Here is a 24,109-nt window from a genome sequence, read left to right on the forward strand (position 1 = left end):
TCTCCAAAGCTACTGACAAACTGCCTTAAATTAGGATAGATTTGCGCACTTTAGATTTTTATCGGGGGGATCGTTCGTCTCAAACGATCCTTGACACTAAAGCTGATCCTTGATCAACGATTATGAGGACAACGCCGTTGACAAATACTTCTGGGACTCAATCGGCAGCTAAACTGCAAAAAACGCTAGGACTCTGGCACATTATCATCATTGGTTTGGCTTATATCCAACCAATGACTTTGTTCGATACTTTCGGTCTAGTATCTGAAGAAAGTCATTACCATGTGCCAACCTCTTACATTGTTGCATTGATTGCAATTTTGTTTACCTCGATTAGCTATGGTCATATGATTCGTCGCTACCCTTCCTCTGGGTCGGCATATACCTATGCCCAAAAATCCATTCACCCGAATGTTGGTTTCATGGTGGGTTGGTCTTCATGGTTAGACTACTTACTCTCACCAATGGTCAATATCATTCTTGCTGTTATTTATTTAGAAGCACTTTTCCCATCAGTGAACCACTGGATATGGGTAATTGTTCTCACAGCATTTATGACAGGTGTTAACCTACGTGGTGCACGATTTGTGGCGAACTTTAACAGTTGGATCGTTTTAGTACAGCTCATCGTAATTGGCACATTCACTTATTTAGTTTATCAAAAACTTCAAATGGGTGTGAATGCCGACGGTCCTATCACGGCTGAAACACGTTATCAGCTTTGGAGCTTAGAGCCTTTCTGGAATGAACTAACTTCAGTCGGCGCACTCATCACTGGTGCAACGTTACTTTGCTTCTCATTCACTGGCTTTGACTCACTAAGTTCACTTGCTGAAGAAACCAAAGATACTGAGAAAACACTCCCTAAAGCAATTTTCTTAACGGCATTATTCGCGGGTGTGATTTTCATTATCAGTACTTACTTTATGCAGATCTATTTCCCGAATGATCCTACAACATACTTTAAAGATGTTGCTGCCACACAGCCTGACATTTTACTATTAGTCGGTGGTTCATTATTCCAGTCATATGTTCTAGCATTTGCAATCGTCACTGTAATGGCATCAGGTATTTCAGCACATGCGGGTGTATCTCGTTTGATGTACGTGATGGGTCGAGATGGTGTAATTAATAAGAAAATCTTTGGTCATATCAGCCCAAAAAACTTCACCCCTTCATATAATATTTTGATTGTGGGTGCCGTTGCGTTAACTGCTGGTTTCATGAATCTTGATATTGTCATTTCAATGATCAGTTTCGGTGCTTTAACTGCGTTTACCTTTGTAAACTTATCAGTAATTTCTCGTTATGCATTACGAGATGGTCGCACGAAGAACTTTAAAGATATTCTGAGCTTTGTGATTATTCCACTACTCGGCTTCCTCAGTGTCTTTGCAATGTGGTTAGAAATTGAAGAGACAGCACTCAAATACGGCTTGTGGTGGGCAATGTTTGGTATTTTATATCTTGGTTATAAAACTAAAGGTTTTAAATACTCTGCTCCTCAACACAATGAATTTGATGACAGACTATAAACTGTCGACAAATAAAAAGGCGCTTGATGCGCCTTTTTATTTATGTTCAATTAGCCATGTAACTTTTCAACAATCGTTTGGACACGTTGCGCATAAAGTTTTGCTGTTTCTAAATCGCCTGTCGGGATTTCGTCCACGCTAGCATCAGATGGTGTTTGCACTAATAAACCTACTGAACCACCCAAATTATTCAAATCTTCACGTTTTGCTTCTTTAGTATTTGCTGGTAACAGCCCCAAACTTACCCAAATTCCGCCATGCTGTGACGCCAGTGTTTGTAACTGAATTAATGTCACTTGCTTATCACCGTTCAGACTTGCACTATTGGTAAAGCCTGCAAACACTTTATCTTGCCAACCCCGTGTAAACCAAACTTTAGAAGTAGCATCAGCAAATTTTTTGAATTGCCACGGCGCAGAACCCATATAAGTTGGTGCTCCAAATACAATACCTTGTGCTTCGCTAAGTGCTTGCCAAGCTTGCTCAGAAATTTCTCCGTTTTGATCAATTTCAATCAGCGAAGCTTGGATTGTTTGCGCAAAAGTTTCAGCAACTACTTTTGTATGACCATAACCAGAATAATAAACAACTGCGATGTTTGACATGAGTTTTATCCAAATTTTTAAAAAGTTCGATTTAATGATATATTTTAGAAACTAGGTGTCAATTAGTTACCAATTGGTAACTAGCACAATTTAACTGAAGTTTTAAGGATGTTTTTAATGAATCAGGCATTAAAATATAATATTTATCAACAACATTGCCCTGCTCGGTTATTTTTTGAAAAAATTGCAGATAAATGGGTATTATTGATTATCAATGTGCTAGCAAGAGAAACTCAGCACTTCAATTTGCTCAAGAAAAGTATTCAAGGGATTTCACCCAAAGTCTTATCGCAAAAGTTAAAAATGCTGGAGCGAGATGGATTCATTGAGCGGCAAGTGCAAAACACCTCACCTATACGTGTCGATTATTCTTTAACGTCACTAGGATTAGAGGTAGCTAAAATGGCTTATCAATTGAAAGATTGGGCTGAAACCAATATTGAACAAGTGATCACTGCACAACAACGCTTTGATGCAACCCAAACAGAAGAATCCAAATAAATGGTGAATATATGCACCCACAACCTTTAATTGCGGTAGAAGATGTCGAGAAAACCAGTTTATGGTATCAAACCATGTTGGGACTTAGTAGCGGACATGGTGGCAAAGAATATGAACAGTTAATATTTAACCAGCACTTGGTTCTGCAACTGCATCAATGGCAAGCACATGAACACTCCCATATTGGTAGTCCAAATACTACGATTGGTAATGGCGTATTATTGTGGTTTGAGAGTTCTCAATTTGATGAGATTGTACAAAAGCTACAAAATCATCAAGTCGAAATTTTAGAAGGGCCTAAATATAACGCGAATGCACATCATCGAGAAGTTTGGTTTAAAGACCCAAATGGCTATACTCTCGTTGTTGCAACTCCCTATGGCGATGTATAGCCATGCATTAATTAGAGTTGTTTGAAGCCTTGTTGACGCCATGCTTCGTAAACAATCACCGCTGTTGCATTCGACAGATTTAAACTTCTTGAGTTTTCCGCCATTGGCAAACGAATCCACTGTTCTTGTGGAAACATTAAACGTACTTGCTCTGGCAGACCGCGTGTTTCTGGCCCCATCAATAAAGCCACAGGACGATTTAGATCAACCGTGTGCGGTGTTGCCGTTCCTTTAGTTGTTAATGGGAAAACATGCTCAACACCTTTTGCTTTTAAATCAGCAAGGCAAAGCTCGATATTGTCCCAAATTTGCATTCTTGCCCATTCGTGATAATCCAATCCCGCACGTTTAAGCTTTTTATCATCGAGTTCAAAACCTAAGGGTTTAACCAAATGAAGCTGTGCGCCAGTATTAGCACATAAACGGATGATATTACCTGTATTCGCTGGAATTTCAGGCTCGAATAGAACAACATGAATCACAAATTTTCTCTACTTTTCATAATCCCTCCTAGCCTACCTTTTTCAAAGGGAGGAACTCCCCTCTTTTTTAAAAAGGGGTTGGGGGAGATTTATTGCCATTTTAACTGTTCACGTAGGCTCACGACTTCACCAATAATGGTTAAAGTCGGCGCTACAATATGATGCTCTGACACTTTAGTTGCAATATCAGCCAAAGTTCCAACCACCACTTTTTGTTCAGGTGTTGTCCCTTTAGAAATGAGAGCAACAGGCATATTCGGTCGCTGACCATGTGCAATCAATTGCTCACAAATCCGCTCTAAACCAACCAAGCCCATATACAACACAAGGGTTTGATTTTCATAAACCAATTCATTCCAAGGAAGTTCTGGCGAACCCTCTTTTAAATGCCCTGTAAGAAAACGAACACTTTGTGCATAATCACGATGCGTCAATGGAATACCAGCATAGGCTGAACAGCCAGAAGCAGCAGTAATGCCCGGAACGACTTGGAAAGTCACATTGGCTTCTACCAATTCTTGAATTTCCTCACCACCACGCCCAAATATAAATGGATCACCGCCCTTTAAACGGCAAACACGTTTACCTTGCTGCGCGTAATCAACCAATAAAGCATTAATACCATCTTGCGGAACGGAATGATTAGAATGTGCTTTACCCACATAGATTTTTTCAGCATCGCGACGGCACAAATCTAAGATAGGTGCAGACACTAAGCGATCATAAATCACCACATCAGCTTGTTGCATCAATCGCAAGGCTTTTAGCGTCAAAAGCTCAGGATCACCCGGCCCCGCGCCTACTAAATACACCTCACCTTTCGGTGCGCTCCATTCAGTTAATGCCTGTTCAATCAGATCATTGGCGACATCTAAATTATCATTGAACACTTGCTCTTTCAGCGGACTTGCATACAAATTTTCCCAAAAGATACGACGTTCATCTGGATTAGAAATTTTTGCTTTAACTTGCTTACGCCACTGTCCAGAAAACTCGGCGAGTTTGCCCATACCATGTGGCACAATCGTTTCGATCTGAGTACGCAGCTGTCGAGATAAAACAGGCGATGCGCCATTCGATGCAACTGAAATCACTAAAGGTGAACGATCGATAATTGCTGGCACCATAAAGCGACAATGCGGAATATCATCCACGCTATTCACTAGTAGATTACGCTGTTCGCATTGTTCAAAAACGGCTTTATTGACTTCAGTTTGATCAGTTGCAGCAATCACTAAACGATAAGGCGTTGCGAGAATACTTTCAGAAAAAGCAGCTTGAATATAATGTCCTGCTGACTTCACTACAAGCTGAAGTAGCTCAGGTTCAATCTCAGGTGCAATCACATCGACCGTTGCACCTGCTTTGACCAACAAATTTGCTTTACGGTAGGCAATATGCCCACCTCCAACAATCAGACAACGTTGCTGTTGCAACTTTAAAGAGATTGGGAAAATTTCCACATCACGCCTCTATATTTTCAATCTGACTGAGATAAAGCAAAAACTATGCACAAATTAGATGCACAGTTTAGTCAATATACGTTGCACCGCCCATATATGGACGTAGCACTTCAGGAATCTCAATAGAACCATCTGCACGTTGATAGTTTTCCATCACTGCAAGCAGAGTACGACCTACAGCCAAACCTGAACCATTTAACGTATGCACCAATTCGATCTTCTTCTGATCTACGCGGTAGCGTGCTTTCATACGACGTGCTTGGAAATCACCCATATTTGAGCAGCTAGAAATTTCACGATACGTATCTTGGCTTGGTACCCATACTTCTAAATCATAGGTTTTAACAGCACCGAAGCCCATGTCACCACCACAGAGCAAAATCTTACGGTAAGGTAAGCCAAGCGCTTGTAAAATGCCCTCTGCGTGTGCAGTTAGCTCTTCAAGTGCTTCCATAGAGTGCTCAGGCTTAACAATTTGCACCATTTCAACTTTATCGAACTGATGCTGACGGATCAAACCACGTGTATCACGTCCATAAGAACCTGCTTCACTGCGGAAACATGGCGTATGCGCTGAGTATTTAAGAGGTAGACGGTCAGCATCAATAATTTCATCACGCACAAAGTTTGTGATTGGCACTTCTGCTGTCGGAATCAAATAATATTCTTTTTCGCCTTGCAGCTTGAATAGATCTTCTTCAAATTTAGGTAATTGGCCTGTACCACGTAAAGTATCGGCATTGACCAAATATGGTACATAAGCTTCTGTGTAGCCATTCTTAAGTGTATGTGTGTCTAGCATGAATTGCGTTAAAGCACGTTGTAAACGCGCTAATGGTCCTTTCAACACACTGAAACGAGAACCCGTTAGCTTCGTCGCAGTTTCAAATTCAAGCCCACCCATCCACTCACCAAGATCAGTATGATCTTTGATGTCAAAATCAAACTGGCGCGGCGTACCCCATTTTAAAATTTCTAAATTATCGCTTTCATCTTTACCTTCTGGAACAGACTCATCTGGTAAGTTGGGGATCGCAAGCGACTTTTGCTCTAGTTCTGTTTGCAACTCAGCCAAGGCAACTTCTGCCGCTTTGATTTCATCACCAATCGCAGCCATACGTGCCATGATTTCAGATGCATCTCCACCCGACTTTTTGATTTGACCAACTTGTTTTGCACCAGCGTTACGTTCAGCTTGTAAATTTTCAGCTTTCGACTGTAAATCTTTACGGCGAGCTTCTAAATCAGCCCACTCTTGTACATTCAGCTGAATTCCACGTTTTGCTAAAGCAGTATTCACTGCTTCAATATTATTTCTGAGTAATTTTGGGTCGATCATAATCAATCATGAATAGAGAAAAAACTGGCTATAGTGTAAGGCTTTAACCTAAAAAAATACAGCGATAGAAAACAAAGACTCAGCATCTACAACGGATTGTAGGTGCTGAAAAACTGATTAATTTGGTTCTTTAGGTAAACTTGGTAAATATTCAGCTTTGATAAATTGCTTCGCAGCATAATATGGTAGGGTTAGCTCACTCATCCCTTCAGCATAAGATGCTAATTCATAAAGTGGATATACAAAGACAATACCATTCACGCCATAATAATAATTATCGCTGATCTCTAACTGATCTTTCTTAATATTATGCTCTTCTAACCAGTTTTGATTGGCTGCATATAATTCATCACGAAGTTTCTGATTCATATCAGGTTTAAGGAGTTCACTGACCGTAATATGTTTTTTATTGGCTAAATCAAAATTCACAAACTCTTGATGTGACATACCATGTGCCGCACCCGCTGAATAAGAATAAGTTTGAATTGCAAAAGTCGCTAAATTATAGTTTTGTCCAACGAAGCGAACATAGGTACTACTTTCACTTTGCAAAGCTTGATTGGCTGGCTCTTTAACTTGTTGATCAGGTAAATCAGCAAACGCATTTGGTTCTGCTTTTTTCATGCGATTTACAAAATAATCATCAATCCATTTTTGATTGGTTTCCACAGTTTGCAAATCATAATTAGTACAACCATCTTCCAAACACACTTTCTGCTTTGGAATTTTGACAGTAACGACTTTTGCCTGAATAAGTGGAATATCTGTTCTTTCAACCTTTGTTGTTTGATCTTGTTTCGGTTGACAGCCGACCAGTGCAACAACTGTCATGATTGAAATCAATGGGAGTAATTTTACCGTCTTCATCGTTATACAAGTCTCTGATGTTTTTCATCACTATACAAAGCCTTGTTGTCAGAAGAAATTAAGAAATGTATCTATATTTTCAACTCTACCCTCTTAATATGTTTACTTATACTTTTTCCTCCAAATCAACCCAATTACAATGAAAACCTAACGGTATACGGCCCCCCAATTCTATTTCGGCCTGAACGCTCATCTCTACACCATTCACTTTAAGTATCACCGCTTTTGAAGTCAGACCATCTATGTGGTGTACATATGTCATTAAATAACCTTGCCCCTCAACACTTTGAGAATTCTCAGGTACAAATGTCACTTCCCCAATAATCCATTGTTGACCCAAATCATAAATTAGACTGGTTTGTAAAACCAAATCATGAATTTTCAAAACATTGAATGAACTATTTTCGGGAAAGCTCAAAGTATACAAGTAACGATAAGGCATCCCGATATAGCGCTCGTCAATTTTTGGAAACTCTTGAATATCAGCATCAACAACCATTCTGTGGATGCTTGTTAAGTTTGAGTCAACCGTCCAACGCTCCAATATGGCGCGTTGATCTTCATAAGCCGCATGTTGAGAATGTTCAAAATCATTTTGATGTACCAAAACATCCAATACAATTTGGTTTTTATTGTCCCGATAAGCATTCGCGGCGTGGAAAACAAAACAAGGATCAACATTGATCCAGCGGATTTTTTCAGCATGCCCATACTGCGCTAAAATACCAATACGCGCCTGATATTGTTCATTCCATTGATAAGGCACACTATTGCCTGTAAATAATCGAGTGATGGAAAATGTGAGTGGAAAATCAAAAACAATCACATCCTGCTCTGTAATGAGACAATCATGAATCATCGGACCATGCTGCAAAGGAATTTGACTCACATGGACCAATTCGCCCTGCTCATCAATCACTTGGTAATACGCATTTTTACGATCAAGGGCATCGTAACAAATCGCATGTAAATGTCCCGTTTTCTGATCCTTACGAGGATGTGCAGTAAAAGGTAAATCAGCATCACTGTTAAAAAGCTGATAACGTTCCGTATTTAACTCAAAGTCCAAACAAATTGGGAAAGCACCCGCCTCAATAACAGCCCACAGCTTTCCAAAATGCTTAAAGATATTTGTGTTAACAACATCATGAGCCCCCCTCCTATATCCCTGTACATATTGCTTTTTTTTATTTTTCTGCACAGTATCTGTTGCAATCATTTTGCTTTTAAACCAGATCGCCTTTCCATTTCGCAGTTTAAGCCCATGAACCATACCATCACCCATATACCATTCAAACAATGTTAGTTTTTTGGCATAGATAGGATTCGAACCAATCCGCAGTAATAAACCATGTAGATGCTTTGGAATTTCTCCAATCACTTTAAAATTAGAAATCTCAGTTTCATGTACAGGTCGGTATACGATTTTTTGATAAATACCATTCTCATTCCATGAGGAGTTTCGTCTTAGAAACAAACCGATAATCCTAATCAACTTTTGTTTTAAAACATTTTTCAGCGATTTCAAAGCTGTCATTTTAGGATAACTATTAATTACTTTTTGATCAGCCAAATCTTTCATTTTTATTAGGAAATTCTTAAATTATTATTTATATGATAAAATAAACCACCTTTTAAATCTAATAAACTATCAAAATAAATAGATAGTATAAATATCAAGGCTTTTGAATTTTAACCTATCCTAAAAAAAGCAACCCGTAGGTTGCTTTCTATTCATCTGCAATCATTTACTGATCAATAATATCTGTGCCTTTTGGTGGCTCAAAATTAAAGACTGATGCTGGAATCGTTGGATTCACTTTAAGATTACTAAAGCGAACATAGGTGGTTTGTCCTAATGAATCTTGTAATACCATTAAGTTAGGTGCTTTATTTGCGCCAAAACTAATCGTCATACTTTGGAAAGCACTGTCTTCTTGCTTTGGATATAAAGTGTAATACAACTTCGTACGGTCAGGCTGCGTTACACGATATGACTGCATAATTTGATTAGTATTACCCGACAATAATAATGCAGGTGTATTGGCAATTTGATCATCTAGGCTTTGACGGACTGCTTGTTGTAAATCAGGATCATAAATCCACACGACCTTACCTGTGGTCACAATCGTTTGTTTCGCAGGACTAGTTGTTTCCCAGTAGAATTTTCCAGGGCGTTCAACTTTCATCACACCTTTGAAAGTTTGATTCATATGCTGTGCAGTTAAACCTTTTTTCTGCACATTTTTGTTATTGGTTACTTTCGTTGTTTGCTCAAAATCTGCTGTTAGACGCTGCAAACCAGACAACTGTTGAACCAAACTTGTCGTTGCTTGCTGAGTCGAAGCTGCGACAGGAGCTGCAAACACCTGTGTACTCATCACTGGAGCTAAAGTCATTGCACTTAAAGTTGCCGCGTAAGCCATTTTTTTTACGAAATTCATAAAATGAACCTTCTATCAGATTTCTACTGTTATGACGACATCTTACTGTTTTTGATCACTAAAAAAATGAAGAAAAGCACAGGTTTTGTTTATTTCATGTCGCAAAGTCCTGCATTATGTATGAAGTTGCAGCGTTTATGTAGGAATTGTAATGATAAAAATTACGATCAAAACCTGAATTAGACTACTCTAAATAGGTCATATAAAGCCTTCACATAAAATAATGTCTAAAGAATCAACTAGACGAAACACTACATTTTGTTAGTCTAAATACCATCAAATACAACAACAGCCACGAATTATGAAAAGTCTTGCCTTTATTCAACGGAATGACACGTATTTTTCAATTGGGGATTTTTACCCTGCACTCTCTGTGTTCTCGTATCATGAATTAGGCAATACAACTTCACCCTTTTTATTATTAGATCATCTAGGGCCTGGACGCTTAGCACCGAAAAGCACTAAAAAAGGCGTCAATGAGCATCCACATCGTGGTTTTGAAACGGTGACTTTTGTTTTTGCTGGCGAACTAGAACATCAAGACTCAACAGGTCAAGGCGGCATCATCGCTCAAGGTGATATTCAATGGATGACAGCAGCTTCTGGCATTCAGCATATAGAGCATTTTAGTCCTGCATTCCGTGAGCAAGGTGGATACTTTGAAATGGTGCAATTATGGGTTAATTTGCCTGCTAAAGAAAAAATGTCGCCACCCCGCTATCAAAGCTTGTTAAACGAAACCATCCCTAAAGTACAACTTGATCAAGATGCAGGTTATGTTCGTATCGTGGCAGGACAATTTCAGAATACATTCGGAATTGCAAAAACCTTTAGTCCGATGAATGTCTTAGATGTTCATCTCAATAAAGACCAACACCTCACCTTGCCAGCATCACATGGAGACACCACCCTTATTTATTTGCGTAAAGGCAAGCTCCAATTCGCAAAAGATGAAGAAATTTTAGAAGAACAAGCTTTGGCCGTCATGTCGAGCTTCGATAACGATGTTGCCATCAAGACCTTAGAACATTGTGATTTATTATTTTTATCCGCACCACCATTACAAGAACCAATCAATGGACATGGCTTTTTCGTAATGAATAGCTATGAAGAAATTCTACAGGCCTATGAAGACTTAAAAAATGGTACTTTTGGGAAAGCTTCTAACTAAACAAATGGCTCAAAATTTGAGATATAAAAAAACCCGCTAAAAGCGGGTTTTCTTGAACTATTAAAACTTAAGCTTCAACAGTTACATAGCGACGGCCAAATTGACCTTTCACTTCAAATTTTACTACGCCGTCAGCAGTAGCAAATAAAGTATGGTCACGACCCATACCAACATTTGCACCAGCGTGGAATTCTGTACCACGTTGACGAACGATGATGTTACCAGCAGTTACAGTTTGACCACCGTAAACTTTAACACCTAACATCTTAGGATTCGAATCACGACCGTTCTTAGTCGATCCACCGGCTTTTTTAGTTGCCATGTCTATTTACTCCTCGTGTTAGCCTGCGATACCAGTAATTTTCAACTCGGTAAACCATTGACGGTGACCTTGTTGCTTACGGTAGTGTTTACGACGACGCATTTTGATGATGCGGATTTTGTCGTGACGACCATGGCCAACTACTTCTGCAGTTACTTTTGCGCCAGCTACAACTGGAGCACCGATTTGAATGTTGTCACCGTTAACAACCATTAATACGTCATCAAACGTAATAGTCGCGCCAGTTTCAGCTTTCAATAATTCTACTTTAAGGGTTTCACCCTCAACAACACGGTGCTGTTTACCACCGCTTTGGATTACTGCGTACATAATGTACTCCAACTTGCCCGTGTCGTCGTGCCGATAAAGGGACATATCGATCTTAAGACGAACGCCACTGGGGTTATACAAGGGGACAAATTTTAAGTGAAATTTGATCAAACAACAAGTCATTTCGCACAAATGCTCACATATCTGAATATTGTTTAGATTTTTTAATAAAATCAATTAGATTGCAGATACGTTGTTTTGATTGATTCTTTCCGTGATTTACAATACATTTTTAAAAACAAATTGCGACAAGAACAAACTGTGTTTGAACTAAGTCAAAAGTAGAGTATTGAGGTTATGTGCGAAAACCATTTTTCTGCCTAAATTAACACCAAAAAACTCATCATCATGTTTTAAATGACGGATTACACAGCCTGTATAACTGTTTAGCAAAAGATTAATTGATACACTTAGCGCCATTACTCACCTGTACGAGGTTTTCCTTCATATGGTTATCGATTTTAAGCAAGACATTCTCTCCCCTGTTGCGACAGATTTTGCTGCGATGGATTACCTGATCAATGAAGGGATTAGCTCTAAAGTCGGTTTGGTGATGTCTGTCAGCAAACATGTTGTTGAAGCTGGCGGAAAACGGATGCGCCCAATTATGTGCTTACTTGCAGCACGAGCTTGTGGTTTAGCGAATATGCAGCACGCGCAACATTTGGCTGCAATTATTGAAATGCTGCATACTGCAACCTTGGTACATGATGATGTCGTAGACGAATCTAATCTCCGTCGTGGCCGTCCTACTGCCAATGCAACGTGGAATAATCAAACAGCGGTTTTAGTCGGGGACTTTCTGATTGCGCGCTCTTTTGATTTATTGGTCGATCTAAACAACATTACCTTATTAAAAGATTTCTCAACAGGCACTTGTGAAATTGCAGAAGGTGAAGTGTTACAGTTGCAATCTCAACATCAACCCGAAACAACCGAAGAAACGTATTTAAGAATTATTCACGGGAAAACTTCACGTCTTTTTGAACTTGCGACAGAAGGCGCAGCAATTTTGGCAGGTACAGAAGAATATCGTGAACCATTGCGCCGTTTTGCTGGTCACTTTGGTAATGCCTTTCAAATCATTGATGACATTTTAGACTATACTTCTGATGCAGAAACATTAGGTAAAAATATCGGTGATGATTTAATGGAAGGAAAACCGACTTTACCGTTAATTTCAGCATTAGCTCATTCAACTGGCGATGATCATGCAATTATTCGTCGCAGTATCGCAACAGGCGGAATCGAGCATTTAGATAAAGTCATTGAAATTGTGCATAACTCGGGCGCTTTGGATTATTGTCAAAAACGTGCCCAGCAAGAAACGGATGCCGCTTTAGAAGCTTTAAAAGCTTTACCAGATAATGAATATCGCCAAGCACTCATCAATCTGACCTTAATGGCCTTACACCGTTTACAATAATTTTTTATGAGTGCCTATGCATTTTAATTTAACTGATCTCTTTTTAAAAATGCAGGAACAGCTTGACCAACCTCAAGCTGTTCTTGATGAAAACCTAATGATTGAATTGGTCAATCGTTTACGACCAAAAAATCCCAATGATGCAGAAGAAGTTAAACAACGTATTCATTCGTTGATTAAAACATTGTTACTCACACCAACATCTGCAATCTTGCTGCAAAACTTCTTACTCAAGTTGATCAGTCAATATAAGCAAATTAGTTTATATGCCGACAGCGGTATTTTATCTTTAGATGGTTTTTGGAATCAGTTAAGCCAGCGTTTGGGTGCGCACTTCCTTCCATTAGTTGAAGATGGTCAGCAACTCAAAACATTGGTTGGGAAAGTTTTCCATCAGGAAACTGATAGTGATTGGCTGATCTTGATCGAGAAACAGGATTGGATCAGTTTATTTAGCTTAATTAGTGAAAGCCAAAGCAACACCAAAGAAAAGCAAATCTCAAAGAATGAACTGATTAAAGCGATTACCGTTCTATCCTATCGTATTAGCGGTATTGGTTTATATCCTGAATTTATTAATGCACAACCAGACATTATTGAATATGAATCCCCGTTCTTGGTTCAAAACCGAGAAATTGTTGAATTTATAGAAAAGTATAAAAAAATTGTTGATGATCAGGATGCTGTCGTTGTACTCCCCCCACCAGATGCATCTCAAGCTTTTGTTATGCTTGATCAATGCCGTGATGTAGTACTGAAAATACGTCGTGCGACTAAACGTATCGGTGTCAGTATTAGTTTAACGTATTTGCTATCTTTGCTTGAACAAGCATTAGATCGCATTGAGTTATTAATTAGCTTGCTAGCCAGTAAAAATGAGGTTCGTTATACCTCTCTTGGCGAGTTGATTACCGACTTAACACAAGCACATTATGATGAAAAAAGTGTTCGATACCTATTAAGTTCAACCAGTGAACTGATTGCTTTACAGGTAACTGAAAATGCAAGTAAGACTGGTGAACACTATGTGAGTACGGACAAGTCTGGTTTCTGGGGAATGTACAAAGCTGCCGCTGGAGCTGGTGCGATTATTGCGCTGATGGCAACGCTGAAAATCCTAACCGCACGTTTTGTTCTTGCACCGTTTATGCAAGCTTTTCTATATAGCATGAACTATGGCTTAGGCTTCATGCTGATCCATGTACTTCATTTTACTGTTGCGACTAAACAACCTGCGATGACCGCAGCCGCTCTTGCCGCTACGGTACAACAGCAGAAAGGCAGTAAAAATGCCCAGATCGCAGAACTTGCGGCACTGATTATTAATATTATTCGTACCCAGTTCGTAGCGATTTTAGGCAATATTTCGATTGCAATCCCTGTGGCGGCGCTGATCACATTTCTCTGGCAATACAATTTACACGAACCACTGCTCTCCACCACTAAAGCAGCGAAAACCCTACATTCATTAAATCCATTCACCTCTTTGGCTGTACCTCACGCCGCTATCGCTGGGGTGTGTTTATTCTTATCGGGTTTAATCGCAGGTTATTTTGATAACCTCGCCGTATATCGCAAAGTTGGCCCTCGTTTAAAACAACATCGTCGCTTAAAACGCTGGATGGGAGAACAACGCCTAGACAAGTTTGCAAACTATATTGAAACGAACTTAGGTGCGCTTGCTGGTAACTTTCTATTCGGCATCATGCTCGGCAGTATTGGCACCATTGGCTTTATTTTAGGCTTGCCTTTAGATATCCGTCATATCGCCTTTGCTTCAGCAAACTTTATCCAAGGTCTAATGACGATTAGTGGCTCGCCAGATATTGGTTTAATCCTTGTGTCATTTTTAGGCGTTATGTTGATTGGCTTAACTAACTTGTTTGTCAGTTTTACACTTACGATTATTGTTGCTCTACGCGCACGTCGTGTCCGTTTTGCGCAATGGAAACCATTAGCGAAATTAGTACTTACACACTTCTTGACTCGACCAAGTGATTTTTTCTGGCCACCGAAACAACCAATTGAAGTTGATGATGAAAATTCAGTGGAACAGAAAGTGAGACACTAATCAAATTTTGTTATGTTTTTTTACTGAACCTTAAAAAAATCTGAAAATGAAATTATCATAAAATTTCAAGACTTGACCAAAAGTGTACTCGCAAGTACACTTTCAAACACTATACAACCCTGAACAATGGTTAAGCAAAAAAATGAGGTTCGCATGCCGCACCTACTACTTTGTATTGGTTGCATTTTTTTAGGATTCGGTGTGTTTGGACTGCTTTATTCCAACGCATCAGCTTTTGATCTATTGAGTGTTCAAACTTTATTTGAACATCGCTCATTTGCGCTTAACAATGTAGCAGTTCTGCTTTCTAGACTAGGCGGAATGCCTTTTTTACTATTTTTAACTGTGTTTTTTTGTGTCTACCACATTCGGATTAAAGATTATAAAAAAGTGACTTTTCTTGCTTTGAGTGTAAGTGGAAGTATTGTGATTGGTTGGCTTCTGAAATGGGGCATTGATCGGCCAAGACCTTTGGAATTTTATCATTTGGTTCAAAGTTATGGAGCATCCTTCCCAAGTGCCCATAGCCTATATGCTGCAACCCTTGCGAGTTTATCTATGTTGCTATTTAGAGAGCATAAGTACCGCAAAAGCGTCATTTTAGTATCTACTTTATGGTTTATTTTCATGGGGTTATCTAGAGTTTATGCAGGGGTTCACTATCCAACCGATGTACTTGCAGGTTGGGGAATTGGGTTAATTTGGACTTCGTTGCTTTGGTTTTGGCTGTATCAAAGCAATTTCAGCAACAATTTGTTTTTAGATAAAAAATCTAAATTGAGGTGGAATAATGATGTCGGCTAAGCTTTGGGCACCTGCCCTCACTGCTTGCGCATTAGCAACAAGCATCGCGCTTGTTGGTTGTAGCAAAGATCCTAAAGATGCACAGCAAGCAGCTGCTGCTCAAAAAATGCCGCCTCCAGAAGTTGGTGTCATTGTTGCTCAACCACAAAGCGTAGAACAAAGTGTAGAACTTTCAGGACGAACGGCTGCATATCAAATCTCTGAAGTTCGTCCACAGACTGGTGGTGTGATTTTAAAACGTTTATTTGCTGAAGGTAGTTACGTTCAAGCAGGTCAAGCGCTTTATCAAATCGACGCAAATACCAATCGTGCAACGGCTGATAATGCTCGAGCGGCTCTGTTACGCCAACAAGCAAACTTAAATGCTTTACGTGTAAAAGAAGGTCGTTATAGTCAACTTGTTGGAACAAATGCTGTTTCTAAACAAGAATATGATGACATTAATGCTCAAGTGAAATTAGCGGAAGCAGATGTTGCAGCGGCTCAAGCAGCACTTAAAAATGCTGAAATTAATTTGGGTTACTCTACTGTACGTGCACCGATTTCAGGCCAATCTAGCCGTTCTTCCGTAACCTCTGGTGCGTTAGTGACAGCGAATCAGGCTGATCCATTGGTGACGATTCAACAACTTGATCCAATCTATGTTGATATCAACCAATCAAGCGCTGAGTTACTACGCCTTCGTCAGCAAATGAGCAAAGGTAGCTTGGATAGCAGTGGTAATACACGCGTAAAAATCACACTTGAAGATGGTTCTGACTATCCTATTGAAGGTCAGTTAGCATTCTCTGGCGCAAGTGTAAATCCCGACACTGGAACAGTGACATTACGTGCCGTATTCTCAAACCCGAACCATTTGCTATTACCAGGTATGTATGCAACTGCCAAAATTTCTCAGGGAATTTTGCCAAATGCTTATTTGGTTCCTCAAGCAGCGGTTACTCGTTTGCCTACAGGTCAAGCGATTGCAATGGTTGTAAATGCTAAAGGGGTTATTGAGACTCGTCCAATTACAACTGTAGGTGTTAAAGGTCAAGATTGGATCGTGACTGAAGGTCTAAAAGCTGGCGATAAAGTCGTCGTAGATGGTGTTGCTAAGGTGAAAGAAGGTCAAGAGGTTTCAACTAAGCCTTACCAACCACAAGCAAATGCGCCTCAAGCTCAAGGTGCTGCACCACAAGCAGCCGAACAGAAAAAACAGGCCGACGCACCAAAAGCTGAACAAAAAGCAACTGCACAAGCTTAAGGGGTAGATTGCATGGCTCAATTTTTTATTCATCGCCCAATTTTTGCATGGGTGATTGCACTGGTGATTATGCTGGCGGGGATTCTCACGCTAACAAAAATGCCAGTTGCTCAATATCCGACGATTGCTCCCCCCACGGTAACCATTTCTGCAACTTATCCTGGGGCATCTGCTAAAACTGTTGAAAACACAGTAACTCAAATCATCGAACAACAAATGAATGGTTTAGATGGTTTACGTTACATTTCTTCTAACAGTGCGGGTAATGGTCAAGCATCGATTAACTTGAACTTCGAACAAGGTATCGATCCAGATATCGCACAGGTTCAGGTTCAAAATAAATTACAATCTGCGACAGCACTTTTACCCGAAGACGTACAACGCCAAGGCGTCCGAGTAACTAAATCTGGTGCAAGCTTTATGCAGGTTGTTGCCTTTTACTCACCAGATGGAAGCTTATCAGCATCAGATATTAAAGACTATGTGAACTCAAATATTTCTGAGCCACTCAGTCGTGTTGCGGGTGTTGGTGAGATCCAAGTCTTTGGTGGCTCTTATGCGATGCGTATTTGGTTAGATCCAGCGAAATTAACAAGTTTCAACCTCACTCCAAGTGATGTTGCAGCTGCAATTCGCGCGCAGAACTCTCAAGTTGCTGTAGGTCAGTTAGGCGGTGCGCCTTCAACTAAAGGACAAGTACTGAACGCAACTGTAAATGCACAAAGTATGCTGCAAACACCTGAACAGTTTAGAAAAATCTTCCTCAAGAATACTTCGACTGGTGCGCAGGTTCTTTTGGGTGATGTTGCTCGTGTTGAGTTAGGTTCTGATAACTATCAGTTCGATTCTAAATTCAATGGTAGTCCTGCTGGTGGTGTAGCAATTAAACTTGCAACTGGTGCCAATGCATTGGATACAGCTGCAGCTGTAGAAAAACGTTTATCAGAATTGCGCCATAACTATCCAAGTGGCTTAAAAGACAAACTTGCGTATGACACAACACCGTTTATTCGTTTATCGATTGAAAGTGTTGTACATACATTAATTGAAGCAGTTGTTTTAGTATTTATCGTCATGTTCCTGTTCTTACAGAACTGGCGTGCGACGATTATTCCTACACTTGCCGTTCCAGTAGTAGTGTTAGGTACATTTGCCGTTATTAACATGTTCGGCTTCTCGATCAACACATTAACCATGTTCGCGATGGTATTAGCAATCGGTCTCCTCGTCGATGATGCAATTGTCGTTGTAGAGAACGTAGAGCGGGTTATGCAAGAAGAACATCTTGAACCTGTACCTGCAACTGAAAAATCAATGAGCCAGATCTCGGGTGCCTTGGTTGGTATTACCAGCGTATTAACCGCTGTATTCGTACCAATGGCGTTCTTCAGTGGAACAACTGGGGTAATTTACCGTCAGTTCTCGATCACTTTGGTTACAGCGATGATTCTTTCTTTGATCGTTGCATTAACCTTTACCCCTGCCCTATGCGCTACATTGTTAAAACAACACGATCCAAACAAGCAAGAAAGCAACAATATCTTTGCACGTTTCTTCCGTTGGTTTAACCGCAGCTTTGATAAACTTTCTGTGAAATACCAAGGTGGTGTCAATCGTATGACACACCATAAGCTTTTCTCTGGGGTTATTTATATTGCTGTGATTGCTGCGTTAGTCGGTCTGTACAAAATGCTGCCGTCTTCATTCTTACCAGAGGAAGACCAAGGCGTAGTCATGACACTGGTACAATTACCGCCAAGTGCCAGCCTTGAACGTACAGATAAAGTGATCACGACAATGACTGATTACTTCATGAATAAAGAAAAAGATAACGTAGATTCTATCTTTACGGTATCTGGTTTCTCATTCACTGGGGTCGGTCAAAATGCGGGTCTAGCCTTCATTAAATTGAAAGACTGGGGCGAGCGTACCACACCTGAATCACAAATTGGTGCCATCATTCAACGTGGTATGGCATTGAATATGATCGTGAAAGATGCATCGTACATCATGCCATTGCAGTTACCTGCGATGCCTGAACTCGGTGTTTCGTCTGGTTTCGATATTCAGTTGAAAGATGTCAGTGGCCAAGGTCACGATAAACTTGTTGCTGCACGTAATGCGATCTTAGGTATGGCAGCTCAAGACAAACGTCTTGCTGGTGTTCGTCCTAACGGTCAGGAAGATACACCTCAATATCAAATTACGATTGATCAAGCGCAAGCAGGTGCTATGGGTATCAGTATCGCTGATATTAACAGTACGATGAGCATGGCTTGGGGTGGTTCATACATCAATGACTTCGTTGATCGTGGTCGTGTGAAGAAAGTTTATGTCCAAGGTGAAGCGGATACTCGCATGATGCCTGAAGACTTGAACAAGTGGTATGTGCGTAATAACAAAGGTGAAATGGTTCCATTCTCTGCCTTTGCAAAAGGTGAATGGACTTATGGTTCACCTCGTTTAGAGCGTTATAACGGTGTATCATCTGTTAACATCCAAGGTACTCCAGCTCCAGGCGTCAGTTCGGGTGATGCAATGCTTGCGATGGAAGAAATTATTGGCAAGTTACCGTCAATGGGCTTACAAGGTTTTGACTACGAATGGACAGGTTTATCTTTAGAAGAACGTGATTCTGGTAACCAGACAGTTCCTTTATTGATTCTTTCATTATTGATTGTATTCCTATGTCTTTCTGCGTTATATGAAAGCTGGTCTATCCCTGTATCAGTATTGCTTGTTGTTCCATTAGGTATCATCGGTGCATTTACTTTGACATGGTTAGGCATGGTGATTAAAGGCGATCCAAACTTATCCTTTAACATCTACTTCCAAGTCGCGATTGTTGCGGTAATTGGTTTGTCTGCGAAAAATGCGATTTTGATCGTAGAATTTGCAAAAGAGTTGCAAGAAAAAGGTGAAGACCTGTTTGAAGCAACGTTACATGCTGCAAAAATGCGTTTACGTCCAATTATCATGACAACACTTGCATTTGGTTTCGGTGTATTACCATTAGCTCTTGCAAGCGGTGCTGGTGCTGGTAGCCAACACTCAGTTGGTTATGGTGTACTTGGTGGTGTAATTTCTTCAACACTTTTAGGTATCTTCTTCATCCCTGTGTTCTTCGTGTGGATTCGTAGTATCTTTAAGTACAAACCTAAAACTTTAAATACTCAGGAGCATTAATCGTGATGCAAACTGTATGGTCTATTTCTAGTCGTGGCATCGCAATTTCTGCACTCGCGCTTTCTTTGGCTGCCTGCCAAAGCATGCGCGGGCCAGAGCCTGTTGTGAACACAGATATTCCTGAAGGCTATGCGTCGTATAGTAATGCTTCTGGAACATCAATCGCAGAACAAGGTTACAAAGATTTCTTTGCTGACCCTCGCCTGCTACAAGTGATTGATATGGCGCTTGCTAACAACCGTGATTTGCGTACTGCTGCGTTGAATATTCAAAAAGCGCAACAACAATACCAAATCTCGGAAAACAATCAGTTGCCAACCATTGGGGCAAGTGGTAGTGCGGTTCGTCAAGTATCGCCAAGCAGCAACCCAAATAATCCTTACTCAACTTACCAAGTGGGCTTAGGCTTAACTTCTTATGAGTTAGATTTTTGGGGTCGTGTTCGCAGCTTAAAAGATGCTGCATTAGACAACTACTTAGCTACTCAAAGTTCACGTGATGCAACGCAAATCAGTCTGATTGGTCAAGTTACTCAAGCTTGGTTAAATTATTCATTTGCCAGTGCACAACTTAAACTGGCTGATCAGACATTAAAAGCTCAATTAGACTCGTTTAACTTAAACAAAAAACGTTTCGATGTGGGTATTGATAGTGAAATCCCTGTTCGTCAGGCACAGATTTCAGTTGAAACTGCACGTAATGATGTTGCAAATTACAAAACACAAATTGCTCAAGCTCAAAACTTGTTGAATTTATTGGTAGGTCAATCAGTTCCAAACAACTTATTGCCGAGCCAACAAGTTGCTCGTATCACACAAAAAGGTGTGTTAACGGCGGGCTTACCAAGTGATTTGTTAAACAACCGTCCTGATGTCAAAGTTGCTGAATATCAGTTAAGTGCGGCTGGTGCGAATATCGGTGCTGCTAAAGCTCAGTTATTCCCAACTATTAGCCTTACTGGTTCAGCAGGCTATGCATCAACTGACCTGAGTGATTTGTTTAAATCAGCAAATGGTTTATGGTCTATTGGACCAAGCATCAATATGCCAATCTTTGATTGGGGCACTCGCCGCGCGAATGTAAAAATCTCTGAGACAGATCAGAAGATTGCACTAGCGAACTATGAGAAGTCAGTTCAATCAGCGTTCCGCGAAGTAAACGATGCTTTAGCTACACGCGCAAACATCGGTGATCGTTTGACAGCTCAACGACGTTTAGTTGATGCAACCAATACAACCTATAAATTATCAAATGCGCGTTTCCGTGCAGGTATTGATAGTTATTTAACCGTATTGGATGCTCAACGTTCTGCTTATTCAGCTGAACAAGGTCTCTTGTTGTTACAACAAGCGGACTTAAACAACCAAGTTGAATTATACAAAACACTTGGTGGCGGTGTGAAAGCGACAAGCAGCGAAACTGTAGCGCATCAACCATCTAGTTCAGAAAAGCATTACGCAAAATAATCATTAACTTTTGCGAATAAAAAGCTCACTTCGGTGAGCTTTTTTTATTGCAACAATTGCGAATATTTCTTATCTTCAATATGAAATTTTAAAGATTAGAAAATACGATGTTATTAAGTAGTTTAGAGTCCGTTCCTGGACATGAAATTTTGCGTCAATTTGATGTGGTATACGGCAGTACCGTTCGTAGTAAACACGTTGGTCGTGACCTCATGGCAGGTCTTAAAAATATTGTCGGTGGCGAACTCACTGGCTATACCGAACTATTGGAAGAATCTCGCCAAGAAGCAACCCAACGGATGATTGATAAAGCACGTGCTTTAGGTGCAAATGCGATCGTAGGGATTCGTTTTTCTACCTCAAATATTGCGCAGGGCGCATCTGAACTTTTTGTTTATGGAACAGCAGTTGTCGTTCAGCCTGTTACACCTAAACTCCCCGATCCATTTGGTGCGTAGGCAAACATATGGATGGATTAATTTTTCAGATTGCCCTGTTTCTAATTCTTTTTTCAGTGGGTTGGGGTTTTGGTCGTCATATCGAACAAAAACATCTCCGTGAATTGGATGAAAAAGAAAAGCAGTTTGCACATATTCGAGTTGATACCAATCGCTTTGAGCAAACCATAGCGCATGGGCAAATGGTTAGTAGCAACGTCGTTATTTCTCACGATTACTTTAAATATATACTTGCCAATATTCAAAACTTTTTCGGTGGTCGCCTGACCAGTTATGAGAGTGTGGTTGAACGCGCACGTCGTGAAGCGATGCTTCGCCTCAAGCAGGAAGCACATCGAATAGGTGCAAATCATATTATGGGTGTTCGGATGAGTACCACTGAATTAGGGATGCAAGGCGGTATGGTTGAAGTATTTGCTTATGGAACGGCGATCGTCAATCATCATTAAAAACTTGTCCTGTCATCTCGAAAATAACAGGACAAAAACGCTAGTCGGCAAAAATCGCTTGCCAATAGTGGTAGGTTTTCTCTTCCCCATTATCAAGTTTAAAATCATAAGACATTTTTCGCGTCTCAATAATTTCAAACTCAACAGGCTTTTTAAATAAAGCACCCGCATAAGCAAAAGTGTGGTATTCACCATTTTCACCACAGACATCGACGTCACTCGGCATTCTTGCAATGAGTGCAGCATCAATATCTTGTCCGATAAAAGACGCATCTAATTTACTAGCATCAGTTACGATGATCTTGGTTTTAATTCCCGAATCCAAAAAGCTTTGCATCACTTCTGCCGAACTTAAATTCCAGATTGGTTCAACGACTTCAATGCCTAGAGGATGTAGACGATCTTCTCGATATTTGCGTACGTCGGATAGATAAATATCACCAAATATAAAGTGCTCAACGCCTAGGGCTTTAAAATGATTAGCCGCGTCTAACATGCGTTGTTCATAAGCAGGAAGATTTTTAGGAAGAAATACAGGATAAAGTGGGATACCAATACTTTCGGCTTGCTTCTCAAGCAATGCATACGGGATCGCATGCATTGATGATAATTCTGTTTCTTCATTCACCGTTGTTAGTAAAGCAACAACTTCAAATTCATTTTGCTCTAATACAGTATGTAGTGCTAAAGCAGAATCTTTACCACCGCTCCAATTAAAAACGGCTTTCTTACGGATGTTCACTATCATTTAACTCGTGTTTTACGAATCATTTTATACAACAAGCTTGGCGATAAGCGAGAGACTAAAACACCGAGTTGTTCCTTTTTCCCACCAACAACAATATATTCCTCGCCTGCCATCAACGATTCGACCACACGTTCAGCAAATACACCTGCATCTAAACCATTTTCAATTGCTTCATCTTGATGACCTTGCGGCTTCCCTTCACCATTTAAGGCATTAAAAGAAACATTGGTTTTCACAAAACCAGGGAAAACCACAGAAACCTCAACACCGTCTTTGGCAACCTCAGCGCGTAAACTATTCGCCCACATATGAATTGCAGCTTTTGCAGCAGAATAACTTGCGCGATACTGAGTGCCTAACAACCCTGCTACACTTGAAACAAAGACCACTCGACCAGATTTTTGTTTAAGAAAAGTTGGCAAAACTGTTTTAGTAAAGAAAACTTGTGAGAAATAATCAACTTCCATGATGGCACGTTCAGTTTGCATGGTCGTGTCTTGAATCAATGCACGCTGACTCAAACCAGCATTATTAATCAACCAATCCACACGGCCTTTACATGCTAAAACTTGCTCATGTGCATGGCGGACTTGAGCTTCATCGGTAATGTCGGCAGCAATCGAAAGATGCTGTTCTGGCTTGAGTAATCCAACCCGTACCGCTTCTAACTCATCATAACGGCGAGATGTCAGTACAACTTGTGCACCTTGCAAGGCACATTCACGCGCCAAGGCTTTACCCAAACCTGAAGATGCTCCTGTGATCCATACCACTTTGTTTTCAAGACTTTTTAGCTTTGCCATA

At 40.3% G+C, this 24,109-nt stretch carries 23 protein-coding genes; 12 read left to right on the forward strand and 11 right to left on the reverse strand.

Going from position 1 to position 24,109, the window contains the following annotated elements:
• Nucleotides 1–122 precede the first annotated feature (122 nt).
• Nucleotides 123–1,535 carry an APC family permease gene (locus tag ACF8D3_RS11715; RefSeq protein WP_004876974.1) on the forward strand — a complete coding sequence of 471 codons (1,413 nt, stop codon included), beginning with the start codon at nt 123–125 and terminating at the stop codon, nt 1,533–1,535.
• A gap of 50 nt (nt 1,536–1,585) precedes the next feature.
• Here the strand turns inward: ACF8D3_RS11715 and ACF8D3_RS11720 are convergent, their stop codons facing one another.
• Nucleotides 1,586–2,140, reverse strand: coding sequence for a flavodoxin family protein (locus tag ACF8D3_RS11720; RefSeq protein WP_312106201.1), 555 nt, complete (start codon nt 2,138–2,140; stop codon nt 1,586–1,588).
• Nucleotides 2,141–2,257: 117 nt separating this feature from the next.
• Between ACF8D3_RS11720 and ACF8D3_RS11725 the strand changes: the two genes are divergently transcribed.
• Both ACF8D3_RS11725 and ACF8D3_RS11730 read left to right on the forward strand, forming a co-directional pair.
• Nucleotides 2,258–2,641, forward strand: a complete 384-nt coding sequence (locus tag ACF8D3_RS11725) for a helix-turn-helix domain-containing protein (protein ID WP_004876977.1) — start codon at nt 2,258–2,260, stop codon at nt 2,639–2,641.
• An 11-nt stretch (nt 2,642–2,652) separates the two neighbouring features.
• Nucleotides 2,653–3,033 (forward strand): VOC family protein, encoded by a 381-nt coding sequence (locus ACF8D3_RS11730; RefSeq protein WP_312106199.1) that lies wholly within the window; start codon nt 2,653–2,655, stop codon nt 3,031–3,033.
• Between the two features lie 11 nt (nt 3,034–3,044).
• Here ACF8D3_RS11730 and ACF8D3_RS11735 read toward each other — a convergent pair whose 3' ends face one another.
• The 6 genes from ACF8D3_RS11735 to lolA all read right to left on the reverse strand — a co-directional run bounded on the left by ACF8D3_RS11735 (nt 3,045) and on the right by lolA (nt 9,628).
• A complete protein-coding gene (locus ACF8D3_RS11735; protein WP_019383884.1) occupies nt 3,045–3,515 on the reverse strand; it encodes a tRNA (cytidine(34)-2'-O)-methyltransferase in 471 nt (156 codons plus the stop codon).
• Nucleotides 3,516–3,604: 89 nt separating this feature from the next.
• Nucleotides 3,605–4,978, reverse strand: coding sequence for a siroheme synthase CysG (gene cysG / locus ACF8D3_RS11740; protein WP_392471633.1), 1,374 nt, complete (start codon nt 4,976–4,978; stop codon nt 3,605–3,607).
• A 67-nt stretch (nt 4,979–5,045) separates the two neighbouring features.
• Nucleotides 5,046–6,317 (reverse strand): serine--tRNA ligase, encoded by a 1,272-nt coding sequence (serS, locus tag ACF8D3_RS11745; RefSeq protein WP_192414294.1) that lies wholly within the window; start codon nt 6,315–6,317, stop codon nt 5,046–5,048.
• Between the two features lie 117 nt (nt 6,318–6,434).
• Nucleotides 6,435–7,184, reverse strand: a complete 750-nt coding sequence (locus ACF8D3_RS11750; RefSeq protein ID WP_312106193.1) for an RsiV family protein — start codon at nt 7,182–7,184, stop codon at nt 6,435–6,437.
• A 106-nt stretch (nt 7,185–7,290) separates the two neighbouring features.
• Nucleotides 7,291–8,766 (reverse strand): carotenoid oxygenase family protein, encoded by a 1,476-nt coding sequence (locus ACF8D3_RS11755; protein ID WP_312104402.1) that lies wholly within the window; start codon nt 8,764–8,766, stop codon nt 7,291–7,293.
• 166 nt (nt 8,767–8,932) lie between these two features.
• Nucleotides 8,933–9,628 carry an outer membrane lipoprotein chaperone LolA gene (gene lolA, locus ACF8D3_RS11760; RefSeq protein ID WP_312104405.1) on the reverse strand — a complete coding sequence of 232 codons (696 nt, stop codon included), beginning with the start codon at nt 9,626–9,628 and terminating at the stop codon, nt 8,933–8,935.
• A 301-nt stretch (nt 9,629–9,929) separates the two neighbouring features.
• Here lolA and ACF8D3_RS11765 point away from each other — a divergent pair, with 301 nt between their 5' ends.
• Complete coding sequence (locus ACF8D3_RS11765; protein ID WP_312104408.1) at nt 9,930–10,799, forward strand: pirin family protein; 870 nt, start codon at nt 9,930–9,932, stop codon at nt 10,797–10,799.
• A 67-nt stretch (nt 10,800–10,866) separates the two neighbouring features.
• On the opposite strand, the gene rpmA is transcribed toward ACF8D3_RS11765, so the two are convergent.
• Together rpmA and rplU are read right to left on the reverse strand one after the other, a co-directional pair.
• Nucleotides 10,867–11,121, reverse strand: coding sequence for a 50S ribosomal protein L27 (gene rpmA, locus ACF8D3_RS11770; RefSeq protein ID WP_004640422.1), 255 nt, complete (start codon nt 11,119–11,121; stop codon nt 10,867–10,869).
• Nucleotides 11,122–11,139: 18 nt separating this feature from the next.
• Nucleotides 11,140–11,451, reverse strand: a complete 312-nt coding sequence (rplU, locus tag ACF8D3_RS11775) for a 50S ribosomal protein L21 (RefSeq protein WP_004652230.1) — start codon at nt 11,449–11,451, stop codon at nt 11,140–11,142.
• 448 nt (nt 11,452–11,899) lie between these two features.
• Here rplU and sdsA point away from each other — a divergent pair, with 448 nt between their 5' ends.
• From sdsA to ACF8D3_RS11815, 8 genes are all read left to right on the forward strand, one after another.
• Nucleotides 11,900–12,877, forward strand: a complete 978-nt coding sequence (gene sdsA / locus ACF8D3_RS11780) for an All-trans-nonaprenyl-diphosphate synthase (RefSeq protein ID WP_019383878.1) — start codon at nt 11,900–11,902, stop codon at nt 12,875–12,877.
• Nucleotides 12,878–12,893: 16 nt separating this feature from the next.
• Complete coding sequence (locus ACF8D3_RS11785) at nt 12,894–14,948, forward strand: site-specific recombinase (RefSeq protein WP_312104413.1); 2,055 nt, start codon at nt 12,894–12,896, stop codon at nt 14,946–14,948.
• A 153-nt stretch (nt 14,949–15,101) separates the two neighbouring features.
• The gene (locus ACF8D3_RS11790) at nt 15,102–15,752 is read left to right on the forward strand and encodes a phosphatase PAP2 family protein (protein ID WP_004876998.1); all 651 of its coding nucleotides are present in this window, start codon (nt 15,102–15,104) and stop codon (nt 15,750–15,752) included.
• Entirely contained in the window at nt 15,739–16,998 is a 1,260-nt protein-coding gene (locus ACF8D3_RS11795; RefSeq protein WP_004877000.1) for an efflux RND transporter periplasmic adaptor subunit, read from the forward strand. Before ACF8D3_RS11790 ends, ACF8D3_RS11795 begins: the two co-directional genes overlap by 14 nt.
• 12 nt (nt 16,999–17,010) lie before the next feature.
• Nucleotides 17,011–20,184: a multidrug efflux RND transporter permease subunit AdeJ gene (gene adeJ / locus ACF8D3_RS11800; RefSeq protein WP_004877001.1), complete on the forward strand. Its 3,174-nt coding sequence runs from the start codon at nt 17,011–17,013 to the stop codon at nt 20,182–20,184.
• 5 nt (nt 20,185–20,189) lie between these two features.
• The gene (gene adeK, locus ACF8D3_RS11805) at nt 20,190–21,650 is read left to right on the forward strand and encodes a multidrug efflux RND transporter AdeIJK outer membrane channel subunit AdeK (protein WP_004877003.1); all 1,461 of its coding nucleotides are present in this window, start codon (nt 20,190–20,192) and stop codon (nt 21,648–21,650) included.
• Nucleotides 21,651–21,757: 107 nt separating this feature from the next.
• Complete coding sequence (locus tag ACF8D3_RS11810) at nt 21,758–22,108, forward strand: YbjQ family protein (RefSeq protein WP_004877005.1); 351 nt, start codon at nt 21,758–21,760, stop codon at nt 22,106–22,108.
• An 8-nt stretch (nt 22,109–22,116) separates the two neighbouring features.
• Entirely contained in the window at nt 22,117–22,557 is a 441-nt protein-coding gene (locus ACF8D3_RS11815; protein WP_312104419.1) for a YbjQ family protein, read from the forward strand.
• A 40-nt stretch (nt 22,558–22,597) separates the two neighbouring features.
• On the opposite strand, the gene ACF8D3_RS11820 is transcribed toward ACF8D3_RS11815, so the two are convergent.
• On the reverse strand, nt 22,598–23,305 hold the full coding sequence (locus tag ACF8D3_RS11820) for an ATP-binding protein (RefSeq protein WP_312104422.1): 708 nt from the start codon (nt 23,303–23,305) through the stop codon (nt 22,598–22,600).
• A complete protein-coding gene (locus tag ACF8D3_RS11825) occupies nt 23,302–24,108 on the reverse strand; it encodes an SDR family NAD(P)-dependent oxidoreductase (RefSeq protein ID WP_019383875.1) in 807 nt (268 codons plus the stop codon). The genes ACF8D3_RS11820 and ACF8D3_RS11825 overlap by 4 nt, the downstream gene beginning before the upstream one ends.
• Between the last annotated feature and the right edge of the window lies 1 nt (nt 24,109).

It is taken from the genome of Acinetobacter sp. YQ_14 (genome assembly GCF_043102985.1).
Classification (GTDB): domain Bacteria; phylum Pseudomonadota; class Gammaproteobacteria; order Pseudomonadales; family Moraxellaceae; genus Acinetobacter; species Acinetobacter venetianus.